Origin of the sequence: Clostridioides sp. ES-S-0123-01, from assembly GCF_020658415.1 — a bacterium.
GTDB lineage: Bacteria > Bacillota > Clostridia > Peptostreptococcales > Peptostreptococcaceae > Clostridioides.
The window spans coordinates 17,693-31,309 of sequence record NZ_JACVWD010000009.1; the positions used below are offsets into that span (position 1 = coordinate 17,693).

Below are 13,617 nucleotides of genomic sequence, written 5' to 3' on the forward strand. Positions count from 1 at the left end.
AAACTAAAATAAACTAAACTAAATTATTTAATACAATATCATTTACTCAATCTTATAAACCACATGATAATTCTTCTTCTCACCTTGTATCTTAGTAGGCTTATTATTATCATCTATCCAACACTTAACCTTCTCTATTACACTTTCTGTATACTTATTTACAGTACCAGTCCAACTTCCATTAGTCTCCCAAACTCCTTTTACTTCATTTTCTTCTAATTTTATCTTTTTAATAATTTCACAAACAGCCATCTGTGCTGGCTTATTACTCTTAGAATATATTTTCAATTTAGATGCTATTTGCTTTGTATCAAAATAATGTTCTTCTTCATCTATCTCGATTGGTAAATCAATGCCTGCCTTTTTATATAATGTTTTAGCTGTTAATAGTTTTGATTTATTGTCAAAGCCTGCATTGTCTAGTAATTCTTTTAACATAGATGTACTATTATAAGCCAGTTGCAGTTTTTCAAGCTCACTTGCTTTTTCTCTTAGTTTTTCGGGGTTAGCATTATCAGTTATGTATGCACCAGTCTTGAATATAGATTCTACTACATCCCAAACCCAATCCATAAAAGTATCAGCCTTTGGCTGTCTACTAAAACGACATATTTCCATTACTCCTTTTGTATTATAAACTATAGTATCTCTTAATACTTCTCTATTCCCTTCAACTGTAACCAACTTGACTACAGTTGAAAATTTATCAAGTCTATCTTTGTTACGTTCATGTATTTTACTTATAGCTATCCTTGGTTCTGTATACTCTAAAGCCATTCCTATTTGGTCTCTAGTCATTAATATATCTTTAGTATCATTTTCATAAAAATTACATTCGACTTCTCCAAAATTTTCTGATTTGATTAATTCTAAATTAGTTTTCATATAAATTCCTCCTCAAATTAGTTTGAAAGAAGTTTCTCTATATGATAGAATATTTCATATAGAAGTACTAACTTCTTTGTGGGAAATAGAGTGTTCAAACTTGGTCGGGCGAACACTCTATTTTTGTTATTTTTTTAGGTCATCATATATTTTGTCTATACCTTTTCTTATTATTTCAGAACGATTACTATCTAATAAATTTACACATTCATCTAACTTATCAATAGTATCTTTATCAGCTCTTACTCTAATCATAGTATCTTTTACACTTTCTGTTGGACGACCCATCTTTTTTTGTGGCATTTATTTCACCTCACTTTTGTTGCTACAATTATATTATAATTTATGTAGCAACAAAAGTCAATTAAATATCCAATTTTTTCTAATTACTTTACTCAACCGACCAATTTTGAGCAAAACAAAAGCACCTACCACAAAAGTAAGTGCTTTCTTTTTCTATTTAATTTTGAATCCACATAGTTAATATAAAATCAAGTATTGTGTAGTGTGTTATTCTTTTTATTCTCTCTTTACATACCACTTAGTTAATATAAAACTACTTAATACTATCTCATCTATTAAGTTTTCATTATACTTTACATACCACTTAGTTAATATAAAATCATGACCACATTCTGAACATATTTGAGAAGTATAAGCCTTTACATACCACATAGTTAATATAAAACTAAATAGATAAAATTTAATTTTAAAGATAAAACCTCCTTTACATACCACATAGTTAATATAAAACTATATCGCAATTGCTGCCACCACTCCATAAATAATCTTTACATACCACATAGTTAATATAAAACAATAAAAAATGATTTGAGACAACTTAAAACTTTATTCTTTACATACCACTTAGTTAATATAAAATACGTTTTATCCTCCCAAAAGCATTTTTATAGAATTGCTTTACATACCACATTGTTAATATAAAACGAGGTATATGGTGTTTTACCACCCACTTAGAATGCTGACTTACATGCCATTTAACCAATCGATGGCAAAGATGTAAAGTCTTTTATATTTGAATTTACATACCACATTGTTAATATAAAATGTGCAAAATCAGCTATTGAGTTTGAAAGTGCTTTTGCCTTTACATACCACTTAGTTAATATAAAATATGATTTGTAGAATAAACAAAATCCGCTTAATAATCTCTTTACATACCACATAGTTAATATAAAATTAAAATATTTCCTAATTGGTGTACTTTGTAAAAAGGCTTTACATACCACATAGTTAATATAAAATGATTATTTACAGATATTCAATTAGAATGGACATTTAACTTTACATACCACATAGTTAATATAAAATAGAAGTACAAAAGAAGCTTGAAACAATGTATAATGGCTTTACATACCACATAGTTAATATAAAACCCCAAAATAAACTTAGCATTTTCAATACCTACACACATAAAACTCTCTCAAATTTGCAGTGTGCGGATAGTCTTGCAATTGATAACACTTATCAACCCTTATCAATGCCTTGTATTCCAATTGTTAAACCATACTTAAACATAAAAATCGAACACTGCAAAACTCTTACCTATATTATACCATTTTTTAACATATAAAGCACTTGAAACAACAGAATATCCAAGTGCTTTATCTATATTATTTATTCTCTTTTTCTTCTGATTTCCTACCTTCTTCTTTCACTAAATTTACAAATCTATAAAATCTTTCTGGATTTTCATTTTTCATCTTTTCAAAGATACTTCCAAGTTCTTTAATAAGTTCTATCCTATCCATATCAAGTAAATTCTCATACATTGTATTAATCCCCCTCAAAACTAAAATAAATTAAATTATTTAATACAATAGAATTTACTCAATCTTATAAACCACATGATAATTCTTCTTCTCACCTTGTATCTTAGCAGGTCTATTATTTTCCTCTATCCAATTTCTTATTTTATCTATTAAACTTTCTGAATACTTATTTACACTTCCACTCCAACCTTTTTTACTTTCCAATACTACTAATTTTTCATTATCTTGTATATTTAACTTCTTAATAATTTCACCTACTGCATGAAACGCAGGTTTATTAGACTTAGAATAAATATTTAACTTAGTTGCTATTTGTACTGTGTCAAAGAAATGTTCCTTTTCTTCTATTTCAAGAGGTAACTCTATTCCTGCCTTTTTATAGATAGTTTTTGCTGTAAGTAACTTTGCTTTTTCATCTATTCCAGCACCATTTAAGAATGGTGTTAGTATTTCTATAGTCTTGTTAACTGTATCTAGACTTTCTATTTCATTTGCTTTTTCTCTTAATGCTTGAGGGTCAGCGTTATTAGTTATGTATGCACCTGTTTGTCTTATTGATGGTAGTACATCTACTGCTAACCATGTTTGAAATTTTACTGCTGTTTCATTTTTAGCTTTCATACCTAAAAGATAAAATAATGATTCAGGTATATAATCATCTTTCCCCAACAAGTTGAGGAAACCAAAATCTTTACAATATTCATTCATTCTTGACCATCTAATTGTTTCGTTGCCACTTGTGGCAATGGTAATCCACCCAAATCCTCTAGCTGTGTCTTCTGCATTAATTCCTATACTTCCATCTTCATATTTAATAGTTCTCACTTTTATTCCTAATTCATTATTTTCAAAATTCATTAGTTCATTATTCATACAAAAATCACCCTTTCTATTTATTATCTTGAAAGAGTTATCTTTACATGATAGAATATTTCATATAGAGATAACTCTAGGTTAAGTAGTCCATTTTGCTTTGGTCGGCGGTTGGGCTACTTTTTATTTGTCTTTTAGTAGTTTTATACCTCTTCTAACTCCTTCGGCTTTGTCTATATTTTCTTTTTCGCAATATTTTTCTAGAATATTTTTAGATTCTTCATCCAATCTTATAGTTATTCTACTGCCTTTGGGATTATCTGTAGGTCTACCTATTTTTTTACTTGGCATATCTTCACCTCACTTTTGTCTGCCTTAATTATATTATATAGTTTCGGCAGACAAAAGTCAATGATATATCCAATTTTTTCTAATTATTCTACTCAACCGACCAAATTTGAGCAAAACAAAAGCACCTACCATAAAAGTAAGTGCTTTCTTTTTTCTATTTAATTTTGAATCCACATAGTTAATATAAAACTTTATATGTTATTGTGGAAGATGATACTTTAGAAAACTTTACATACCACATAGTTAATATAAAATGAGTTAAGAAAAAAGGTAGTACTAAATATGTTTTAGTCTTTACATACCACTTAGTTAATATAAAATTAGTAAAAATGGTACTCATATAGTGCCAACAATGAACTTTACATACCACTTAGTTAATATAAAACTGTGTAACCATGACCAAAAGTATTTATGTTTACTCCATTTACATACCACATTGTTAATATAACTCTTACTTCTATTATACCATTTTATACCAAACAAAGCACTTGAAACTATGTAATATCCAAGTGCTTTATCTATGTTATTTATTCTCTTTCTCTTCTAATTTCCTAACTTCTTCTTTCACTAAATTTACAAATCTATAAAATCTTTCTGGATTTTCATTTTTCATCTTTTCAAAGATACTTCCAAGTTCTTTAATAAGTTCTATCCTATCCATATCAAGTAAATTCTCATACATTGTATTAATCCCCCTCAAAACTAAAATAAATTAAATTATTTAATACAATAGAATTTACTCAATCTTATAAACCACATGGAAATTCTTCTTTTCACCTGCAATCTTAGTAGGTCTATTATTCTCCTCTATCCAACACTTAACCTTATCTATTACACTTTGTGTATATTTATTTACAGTACCAGTCCAACTTCCATTAGTTTCCCAAACTCCCTTAACTTCGTTTTCTTCTAATTTTATCTTTTTAATAATCTCACAAACAGCCATCTGAGCTGGCTTATTACTCTTAGAATATATTTTCAGTTTAGATGCTATTTGCTTTGTATCAAAATAATGTTCTTCTTCGTTTATCTCAATTGGTAAATCAATTCCTGCTTTCTTGTACAATGTCTTTGCTGTTAGTAATTTAGATTTGTTATCAAAACCTGCTCCATCTAGTAATTCTTTTAACATAGATGTACTATTATAAGCTAGTTGTAATTTTTCAATCTCACTTGCTTTTTCTCTTAGTTTTTCGGGGTTAGCATTATCAGTTATGTATGCACCAGTTTGTCGAATCTGAGGTAGTACTTCATCACTTATCCAATCTTGAAACTTTTCTGCTTCTTCTTTTCTTGATTTAAAGATTAATTTATACACTCCACTTTCAGTAAGAAAATTTTCTCCAGCATTATTAAGTTTTCGGATGTCAGTATTACTGATATCCGAATTTCTTAACTTTACAACTTGCTTTTCATTCATAAGTCTTATATTCTCATTAACATTTTTTATATCTAAACAGTTTGCTACATCTTTTGAGTTGAATAAAATTCTTCCTTCAAATTCGAATACTTCAATCTCTTTTCCTTCAAAATTCATTAATTCATTTTTCATAATTTTACACTCCTTAAAATTGATTTTTTCCAAGGAATGACGTATACTATAACTAGTTGATGTATAGTATACGTCAATAAGGGATGTTCAAACTTGGTCGGGGCGAACGTCTCTTATTTTTTATTCCTCTTTTTCTAACTCTTCATTAATCTTTTCTTCAAGCCAAACTGTTTTAGTTTTGTTCTGCTTTTTTAAATGTTCTTCAATTTTTTCTACTTTCTCTCTATCTAACAGAACACTAAAAGTTTTTTTATTCTGTCGTCTTTGCTTGAAGTAATCTGCTCTACTGCTATCAGTAATAACTTTCACCTCTTTTCTGTATCGCGATAATATAATTATACATTGTATCGCGAAACTTTTCAAGAGTTTTTACTAATTTTTTCTAATTATTTTACTCAACCGACCAAATTTAAGCAAAACAAAAGCACCTACCAAAAAGTAAGTGCTTACTATATTATCTATTCTAATAATTCCTTTTTCTTTTTATTATATTCTTCCTGTGTAATTGCTCCTGAATCTAATAACTCTTTTAGTTTTTTTATTTGGTCTAGTGGGTCTACATAACTCTGATACTTTTTCTTTTCAGCCTCATCTATACCTTTTTGAATCTCTTCATCAGTCATAATATCACTTTCACTAAGATGTAAATCTAATGCAGATTTTTCACCAGTTTGTACTTTTCTATAGTACTGAATATAAATCCTATTATACCTACCTCCATCATCTTTAGTGTAAAATTCAAAAGTGCAACAATCTATCTTAAAATCCTTTAATTCTTCTGTTATATATTTTATGAATAGTTGACATTCTTTAGTATTTTCAAATTTTTCATTTTGTACTGTTAAATAAAATTGAGTAAGCCCAGACTCAACTACATCAACTTTATAGTGACTACCCTTATATTCTTGAGGTACTAATTCTTCTAATTTTGCTTTTAACTCCTCTACTGAGATTTTTTTTCCATATTTTTTCTCCCTTTTTTCTTTATCTATTTCTTCTTGTTTTCTGATTCTTTCAATTTCTTTTTCTGATTCTTCTTTCTTTTGTTGTTCCTCTAAAATAGCCATCTTTTCTTCTGTATATGGGCTTATATCTTCCCAAACTGCATATAAATATATTGTAAAAATAAGAAACATATAAGATATAATACACATCACTCTTTGTTTTTTTCTAACAAAATAAAGAATTATCAATGATGCCAAAAGCACCAAACTTCCTGGCATAAATCCTATAAATATAATTATACCTAATAACATTAATATTATTGCTATTATTATCGCTGACATAATAAAATCCCCCACAAATTACTCATCTCACACAATATTATAGCATAATTTGGTAAAATAAAAGCACCTACCATTTAAGTAAGTGCTTTCTTATTTACATTTTTTACAATTGAATTTATTCATTAATTTAGATTCATTATCATTGTTTATAAAAATTAACATTAATTATTGTCAAAACTGATAATAATTAATGTTAAAATTTTTTTATTGTGGTATAATAAAAGCAAGAAGAACTACAATCTATTGGTAGTAGAGTGGAGTTCATAATAAACAGAGTTTATTTTTTAAATTTATGGAACTTTATTTTAAAATCAAGTTCCCAACCACTCTTAGTTCCAGCTTTGAGTGGTTTTTTATTTTTCTTAAATAGATTACTAACTAAACCGACTATTAAACTAGCAAATAGCCTTTCTAGTACTCCTTTAAAAAAATTATCCATATATCACACCTCCCTTCTTAATGTTGGGAGGATAATTTTTGATACATGAACTCCACTCTATAAATTGTAGATTACATCTTCTTGCTACAATTATTATAACATATATTACTTACACATTTTTCCTATTTATTACTTTTTATTTTCTATCTTTTCAATAAAAAGCACCTACTATAAAAATAAGTGCTTTCTGTGTTTATTTAGTTTTAATGATTAATTAATAGGTTAGTACGAATTCCATACCAACCTAAAAGTATCTACATAAAACAATTAAATAATATAATCAATAAGTATTTTTTTTATTCTTTTAATCAAATTATCACCTGTTCCCCAATCAATCTTAAATAACCCAATTGCACTACCAGTTGAGGTGATTTTAACAAGTGTTTTTCCTGTAATATTTTCACAAATCACTACCAAACCTGCATCACTATTGCTTCTTGCATAGTATTTTTCAAAGATTGTAACTATTATAGACTTATCATTTTTCAAATTATAAATATCGACAGAAACTAAATCTGCATCAAAATTTTCTTTTATAATATTGTGAGCTTCTAATGGTGTCATTTTTACAGTAAATACTTCTTTTGCCATATCATTCATCACATCCTAAATAAAGATTAATTTTTATCTTAATAAAAATGTACTTCTTTAGTGTTTTCTAACACTTTTATCAAATAGTATTCCTATTCCTCCTAATAAAGCCAATATAGAACCAAGATTTCTATATTGTGAAATAGATTGTTCTAAATATATATTGTATTGGTTGGTATCCATTGTTCCACCATTTTGTCGCATAATACAATCTATATTAAATTGCCCTAAGCCTATACAGCAAAATAACACTATTATTCCAATTACAAAAGCAAATATACATATTGTAAGTTTAATATCTTTATTTTCCATAAATACACCTCTCATAATTTAGATTTATTTGTTATTTTTTACTTAATGATATATTATCTACATTATACTATACAACATATATATCCATCTATTTCCAAAATTGTAACACTTTCATATATTAGTAATGTGACTATACCAATTTAATCTTTAGCTTTAAGTTCTACCTTCTTCGCCCCCTCTTTTTCTCTCTTTCAGCTTCTTTCATTGCTTCTTCCTCGTCTTCTATTTTAACCAGTATCGAGGCGGCTGCTAATGCTCTCTCATTAACTTCTAAATTCAAATATTCACTAGGTTTCCACTTTAATTTTTGAATACAATAATGAGTTATACTAGCATCAAAATCGCCACCCCTAATTAGTTTTTTGCTTCTTCTACTTTATCTTCAAATGTTGTATCAAATCCATTGACTTCATTTACTTTTACTGTATAATTTACATACTCACCTGCTGTAAGCATTGTTTTTAATAGCTGAGCTTCTCCCATTACTCCATAACTATTTTGTAACTCTGCATCCTTTAAGTCAGGAAATACTGTTGATGCTACACATAATTCAGCTACATAACTGTTGTAGTCAATTTCACTAGTGTATTGTCCTGTATGTTTTCCATTATTGCCTACAACTTTCACCCTTTTAGTACAATTTCTTCTTAATACTTCATCTTCCTCAGAAGATAAAACTCTTAATTCCCATTCAACCGGTTTTCCTTCTTCATCTAAAAATCTATCGCTTGCCACATACATTACATTCTCATTTTTTATTGCATTTTGACTTAAAAAAGCACTTAAATTACTCATATTATCCTAATCTCCTCTTATTTTATTTTTTACATAAAAAATACACATCCATAATTTATAAATGTGTATCTTACTCCATACCTAATAATATTTTAAATTCCTCTGGCATATCAAAATCATCAAAAGTGAAATCTATATCTTCCTCTAAATATTCACTATCAGCATCAAATGTAGCTAATATTCCCCCATCCATGTTACACTCTTTTAATATAATGGTTTGTCTTCCAACGCTTGATGTGGGGTCTTCATTAGTAATTTGCATATCAAAATATACATCTTCTCCAGTTTCCTTATACCTAAGCATAAGCTTTCTAAATATAGAAGTATTATAATGAATGGTTGCACTTCCAGTTCCTTTCCAGCCTGTAGTCTTATTCCCTTTTCCTGTTCTTCCTAGGATTGGTATCTCACTTTTAGTTTTTTCAAACTTTGCTTCTACCTTTATACATTGCATAAGATGATATCTCTTACCTTCTATTGTTACAAAACACTCTGCTAATGATGCACTTATTGCATCTTTTGAATTCATAGTAATATTACTCATTTTTTAACACTCTCCTCTAACTTACTGAAACAGTCATATAAAGCTTGCTCATAGCATTAATAACCTTAACCGCATCACTCACTATAACTGTTTTCTTATCATTTCCAAGTTCTACAGATACATCATCAGTTTTAAAATCTTCTATTGCCCTTATATTTTCTAATTCCTTATGATGTTTTACTACATCATTCCAAAACGAGATACGACCAGCCTTATCGTTAGGCACTTTACCAAGATATTTATCGTTAAATAAAGTTGCAATATCATTAGCGATTTGGTCAAGTACTCTAACACTTTGATTGCTCGAAAAATCGTCATTTTTATCATCTGTAAAGCTGACAAAAGTATTTATATCCTCTAACACATGAACTTCGTCACCTACTTTATGGAATATAAACTTACCAGTTTTTAAAGCTTCTTCAAGTTGTATTTGAGTGTAATTAACATCAACATCAAACTCGCCATCATATCGCTTGTTAGTGTTAGATTTATTTATATCACATCCTGCTATTGCTCCAGTAGCCCAATAAATCAAGCTAGATTCAACTAAATCTTTATCTTTAATCTTATTTTCTACAGACACTACACCTTCATAATCTGTATCACTTTTCTTATATAGTACTGTTTGGAACTTAGCTCCTACCTTATCTCTCATTCTCTTTGTAAACTCTACAAACAAACTTTTAATCTCTGTCGTTGTTGCCAAACATCCTAAAGCATTAAATGAATAGCTTTCTATTTTATCTAAGAAAGCTTGGTATTCTGCTCCTGTAACTGCTTCTCCATTAGTCCCATTTGTAAATACTAACCCTGCACTTGCTTCTAGTATTGCATCCTTTTTCCAAATGACATAATCATTATCTTCTAAATCTGTAATCACTTTAGCTATTTGAGTATCTACCTTCTTATTATCTAAAAATGTTACAACATCAAACTTAGTGTTATCATCAACATTGGTTGTTACTATTACCTTTAAGTCATTACCTCTTATTCCACTATACTTCGCTATAGCAATACTACAACTAGCTTTAATACCTTTATTTAGTTTATAGAAATATCCTAGCCTTATATTTTTGAATAAATCTCTCAATCCTCTCAGCTTCTCATGAGTGTAATCATATCCAAAATACTTAGTTGAATATTTCTCAAAATCATCGCTAGTCACTTGAAATACTTCTTCATCAATACCCCAATCAAGTTCAAGTGGCATTGCTACAATACCTCTATCACTAAGCGAACTGGTTGCCCTCTTAGCTGAGATAAAGTTTATATAAGCACCAGGTAGTACCTTATTTTGTGTTATAAATGTTCCTCCACCTAAAGCCATCTAACTCACTCCTTTCATAAATTTATCTATTATTTCCTCTACCTCTGAGAAGGAATATAATTCATCTTCTTTTAAAATTGCATTTAATAAGTCTTTTCTATTTACATACTTTTTAGAATTAACTATTTGCTCCTTGGTAAACTTATAATTATCTTCTTTACTTAATGTTTTACTCAAGTTTATCACCTCTCTTTAATCCACCAAACAATTCAACATCACTCATTTTTTCTGTATTATTACTTTTCATAGTGAAATAGTTATAATCAACAAAGAAATGAAGTACATTATCTATAATTTCATAGTTCATATTTGTACCTCTGACTAAATCTTCATTCACATTTATATACTCTAATTCTTCTAGTAGCATTTCAGCTATCTCATTTATCTCAAATGATTTATCATTGCTTTTTGGAAAATAGTGTACATCAAATGAATTTTTCTTCAACTCTCTACCACTTGGATATGATGTTTTACTTGAATTTATAGGAACAATAAAAAAACAAGGTTCATTTATACCTTGCTCTACATCTTCACTGTAAATTGTGTAACTATCTCCAAATGACTTATCTAATTTTACTGATATTCCATCAATTATATTATTAATCATCAAATACCTTCTTTAATAAAATCATTAATTTTTTCTCTATTATTGCATCTACTTGACCTCTTAATTCTTGTACTGAAATAGTCATCATATATCTACCTTTAACCCAACCTTTATGATTTCTAGTTCTATGTCCGTATTCAATAAAACTGGCATATTTAATGGGGTTAATAATTTCTATAATGTAAGTATCTCCAGCTTTAATGACTGGAAGTGACCTTGCATAAGCTACACCATTCCAACCTTGTCGTAACACTCCTGTGTCAACTGGCGTACGTTTTATAGCTTTACCAATTAATCTTGCTGCTAACTCTTTTGCACAGTCTCTGCAAAACTTATCGAGTTGACTCTCTTCCAACCTTTGTAGATTTCTTTGCAACTTTTTCAATTCTTTAAAATCAACACTTCCACCTCTACCCATTATGCTTTATCCTCTAGTAATTCCAATATTACCTCTTGATGATTTGGGTATATAGCAGATTCTCCACTTCTTACATACTCTTTTGTAACATTATTTTGATTAGTTATAATAAGCTTTGAACCTGCTTTAACGCTTATATTTGGAGATATAAAGAGTTTAATTGTTTGCTCTAGCTTAGCTACTTTTCCCTGTTCTGTAGAAGTAATATTCTTATATGAAAGCTTACAAGGTTGATTTTCTAATACAACTACTTCTTTATTGTTAGTTCGTTTTGTAATAGGGTCTTTGACTGGTTGATATTCTGCTATAGTACATTTATCTCTATATAACAATTCTATTGCTTTCCTTGATTTATTTACCATCTTAAGCACCTAAAAGTTAATATTTTATTCTTACCATAAGAAGTAAGGTAGGCTACAAGAGTATCAAAGCGTTGTTCGGGAGTTTGTGAGCCACTTCCTATAGCAAAATCTACCTTCGTATCACCTTCTGATATAGACTTTTCTACAGATTCAAAATTAAGACTTTCTATATCTAATTGACCCATATTTTTCTTAGTAAATAGAAATTCTCCAACTATCATATCTATTTCAATATTTTTTAATTTTTTTGGAATTTCATTTATGTTGCAATCAAGTTTAATTATATTCTCTATCTTTTCTTTAACAAAACCTATTAACCACTTATCTCCGTCTTTTAATGTATATTCAAAGCTTTCAAGTCTTTTTTCTATATCATCAATTATATTATTTTCCATAACTTTCACCTACTTTTTAGTAAGCTTATTTTTCTCTTTAAGCTGCTTATTTTCTTCTTCTAAAGATTCAACTTTATTTCTTAAAATATTATTTTCAGCTACCAAATCTTTTACATTTAATGACTTGCCATACTTTACTGCCTTACCAGTTTCATCTATCAAATCATATCCCATCTCTAAGAAATCATCTATTTTACATTCTTCTATAGTTAATATTCTATTTAATTTCCTTACTTGTGCCATTATGCTCCAGCTCCTTCAACAACAAATTGTATATCATCAGCTTTTTTATTTAATATAAATACATCCTCAAAACTTTCTTCAAAATACAAGTATTTTCCTTCTGTTACTGCCCTTGGCTCATCTAATGTAGAAAATTGATAAGAAACTGGTGTAATTATTGAACTTGGATGTATTAAAGACATAAATATTTGCTTAGCTCCTGCACCTGCTTTCCATCCAGTAGTAAAGTCATATACTGTTTTCATAAGATTAGATGGCACTTTAACTATCTTAACTGAATCAATATCAGTTGTTTGACGATTAAGAGAAGTCCCTCCATCTTTTATATTTACAGTTCTTTGTATCTCTTTTGCATTCTTGATTAAAGTGTCAACTCCTGGTGTAACATATAATATTCTTCCAACAGCAGGTACTCTAGCTTCTGTCATTTTTTCCATTAACTTATCAAAAACCTCTAAGATATTTGCTGTTGTAAGAGAGGTTGTCTCTGCTGTGTTACCTAGAGCCGTCCAGTCTGCATATATTTTAGATATGCAGTAAGCATCCATCTCAGGGAATTTTTGTTCTTCATTGTATACTTGAGTTATATTACCTATTGAAGCTACATAATTAGTTTGGTCAATATCCGCTGGATGAACTAATGTTGACCATTTTCTTTGGTTAGTTAATACCTTGGGTTCCCAAGCATTATCATAGTTTCTTTGAGCTACTGCTATTGTATCTCTGTTTGAATCTACCCTTCCAGTTGTAGATATAGTTGGTATTTCTATTGTTTTAGACCCAGTCCATCTATATCTTCCATTATTTTCTGTAGCATACAAATCCCCGAAGTTTAAAGTATAAGGATATGCTTGTGCTAAAACATTTGAATATTCTTTTGCATAATTTAGTGCTGCCATTTTAT

22 protein-coding genes and 2 CRISPR repeat arrays are annotated in these 13,617 nt (G+C 28.8%); all 22 genes read right to left on the bottom strand.

The window, feature by feature from the left end:
* Positions 1-42: 42 nt before the first annotated feature.
* The gene (locus IC175_RS17340; RefSeq protein WP_227851780.1) at positions 43-885 is read right to left on the bottom strand and encodes a BRO family protein; all 843 of its coding nucleotides are present in this window, start codon (positions 883-885) and stop codon (positions 43-45) included.
* 126 nt (positions 886-1,011) lie between these two features.
* Entirely contained in the window at positions 1,012-1,188 is a 177-nt protein-coding gene (locus IC175_RS17345; protein WP_021360954.1) for a ribbon-helix-helix protein, CopG family, read from the bottom strand.
* A gap of 225 nt (positions 1,189-1,413) precedes the next feature.
* Positions 1,414-1,834: direct repeats of the CRISPR family, unit length 29 nt; unit sequence CTTTACATACCACATAGTTAATATAAAAC.
* 91 nt (positions 1,835-1,925) lie between these two features.
* Positions 1,926-2,282: a CRISPR direct-repeat array (repeat unit 29 nt; unit sequence CTTTACATACCACATAGTTAATATAAAAC).
* 237 nt (positions 2,283-2,519) lie between these two features.
* On the bottom strand, positions 2,520-2,678 hold the full coding sequence (locus tag IC175_RS17350) for a hypothetical protein (protein WP_227851781.1): 159 nt from the start codon (positions 2,676-2,678) through the stop codon (positions 2,520-2,522).
* A 54-nt stretch (positions 2,679-2,732) separates the two neighbouring features.
* A complete protein-coding gene (locus IC175_RS17355; RefSeq protein ID WP_227851782.1) occupies positions 2,733-3,551 on the bottom strand; it encodes a toxin Bro in 819 nt (272 codons plus the stop codon).
* Between the two features lie 123 nt (positions 3,552-3,674).
* A complete protein-coding gene (locus tag IC175_RS17360; RefSeq protein WP_196377605.1) occupies positions 3,675-3,842 on the bottom strand; it encodes a ribbon-helix-helix protein, CopG family in 168 nt (55 codons plus the stop codon).
* Between the two features lie 523 nt (positions 3,843-4,365).
* Complete coding sequence (locus tag IC175_RS17365) at positions 4,366-4,524, bottom strand: hypothetical protein (protein WP_227851783.1); 159 nt, start codon at positions 4,522-4,524, stop codon at positions 4,366-4,368.
* A gap of 54 nt (positions 4,525-4,578) precedes the next feature.
* Entirely contained in the window at positions 4,579-5,394 is an 816-nt protein-coding gene (locus tag IC175_RS17370; RefSeq protein ID WP_227851784.1) for a Bro-N domain-containing protein, read from the bottom strand.
* 120 nt (positions 5,395-5,514) lie between these two features.
* Positions 5,515-5,703: a hypothetical protein gene (locus IC175_RS17375; protein ID WP_227851785.1), complete on the bottom strand. Its 189-nt coding sequence runs from the start codon at positions 5,701-5,703 to the stop codon at positions 5,515-5,517.
* A gap of 149 nt (positions 5,704-5,852) precedes the next feature.
* A complete protein-coding gene (locus tag IC175_RS17380; RefSeq protein WP_227834517.1) occupies positions 5,853-6,680 on the bottom strand; it encodes an SHOCT domain-containing protein in 828 nt (275 codons plus the stop codon).
* Positions 6,681-6,957: 277 nt separating this feature from the next.
* Positions 6,958-7,119 (bottom strand): type I toxin-antitoxin system toxin, encoded by a 162-nt coding sequence (locus tag IC175_RS17385; protein ID WP_227851786.1) that lies wholly within the window; start codon positions 7,117-7,119, stop codon positions 6,958-6,960.
* Between the two features lie 267 nt (positions 7,120-7,386).
* Positions 7,387-7,710, bottom strand: coding sequence for a DUF6054 family protein (locus tag IC175_RS17390; protein WP_227851787.1), 324 nt, complete (start codon positions 7,708-7,710; stop codon positions 7,387-7,389).
* Positions 7,711-7,767: 57 nt separating this feature from the next.
* Positions 7,768-8,022 (bottom strand): hypothetical protein, encoded by a 255-nt coding sequence (locus tag IC175_RS17395; protein WP_227851788.1) that lies wholly within the window; start codon positions 8,020-8,022, stop codon positions 7,768-7,770.
* A gap of 354 nt (positions 8,023-8,376) precedes the next feature.
* The gene (locus IC175_RS17400; protein ID WP_227851789.1) at positions 8,377-8,817 is read right to left on the bottom strand and encodes a phage tail assembly chaperone; all 441 of its coding nucleotides are present in this window, start codon (positions 8,815-8,817) and stop codon (positions 8,377-8,379) included.
* 70 nt (positions 8,818-8,887) lie between these two features.
* On the bottom strand, positions 8,888-9,361 hold the full coding sequence (locus IC175_RS17405; RefSeq protein ID WP_223195609.1) for a phage tail tube protein: 474 nt from the start codon (positions 9,359-9,361) through the stop codon (positions 8,888-8,890).
* Positions 9,362-9,377: 16 nt separating this feature from the next.
* On the bottom strand, positions 9,378-10,688 hold the full coding sequence (locus IC175_RS17410; protein WP_227851790.1) for a phage tail sheath family protein: 1,311 nt from the start codon (positions 10,686-10,688) through the stop codon (positions 9,378-9,380).
* Entirely contained in the window at positions 10,689-10,874 is a 186-nt protein-coding gene (locus IC175_RS17415) for a hypothetical protein (RefSeq protein WP_413927255.1), read from the bottom strand.
* Positions 10,858-11,295 carry a DUF6838 family protein gene (locus IC175_RS17420; protein ID WP_227851792.1) on the bottom strand — a complete coding sequence of 146 codons (438 nt, stop codon included), beginning with the start codon at positions 11,293-11,295 and terminating at the stop codon, positions 10,858-10,860. The genes IC175_RS17415 and IC175_RS17420 overlap by 17 nt, the downstream gene beginning before the upstream one ends.
* On the bottom strand, positions 11,288-11,713 hold the full coding sequence (locus tag IC175_RS17425; protein ID WP_227851793.1) for an HK97 gp10 family phage protein: 426 nt from the start codon (positions 11,711-11,713) through the stop codon (positions 11,288-11,290). Before IC175_RS17425 ends, IC175_RS17420 begins: the two co-directional genes overlap by 8 nt.
* On the bottom strand, positions 11,713-12,075 hold the full coding sequence (locus tag IC175_RS17430) for a hypothetical protein (protein WP_227851794.1): 363 nt from the start codon (positions 12,073-12,075) through the stop codon (positions 11,713-11,715). Before IC175_RS17430 ends, IC175_RS17425 begins: the two co-directional genes overlap by 1 nt.
* Positions 12,069-12,470, bottom strand: a complete 402-nt coding sequence (locus tag IC175_RS17435) for a hypothetical protein (protein WP_227851795.1) — start codon at positions 12,468-12,470, stop codon at positions 12,069-12,071. The genes IC175_RS17430 and IC175_RS17435 overlap by 7 nt, the downstream gene beginning before the upstream one ends.
* A gap of 9 nt (positions 12,471-12,479) precedes the next feature.
* The gene (locus tag IC175_RS17440; protein WP_227851796.1) at positions 12,480-12,713 is read right to left on the bottom strand and encodes a hypothetical protein; all 234 of its coding nucleotides are present in this window, start codon (positions 12,711-12,713) and stop codon (positions 12,480-12,482) included.
* Positions 12,713-13,612 (bottom strand): capsid protein, encoded by a 900-nt coding sequence (locus IC175_RS17445; RefSeq protein ID WP_227851797.1) that lies wholly within the window; start codon positions 13,610-13,612, stop codon positions 12,713-12,715. The genes IC175_RS17440 and IC175_RS17445 overlap by 1 nt, the downstream gene beginning before the upstream one ends.
* Between the last annotated feature and the right edge of the window lie 5 nt (positions 13,613-13,617).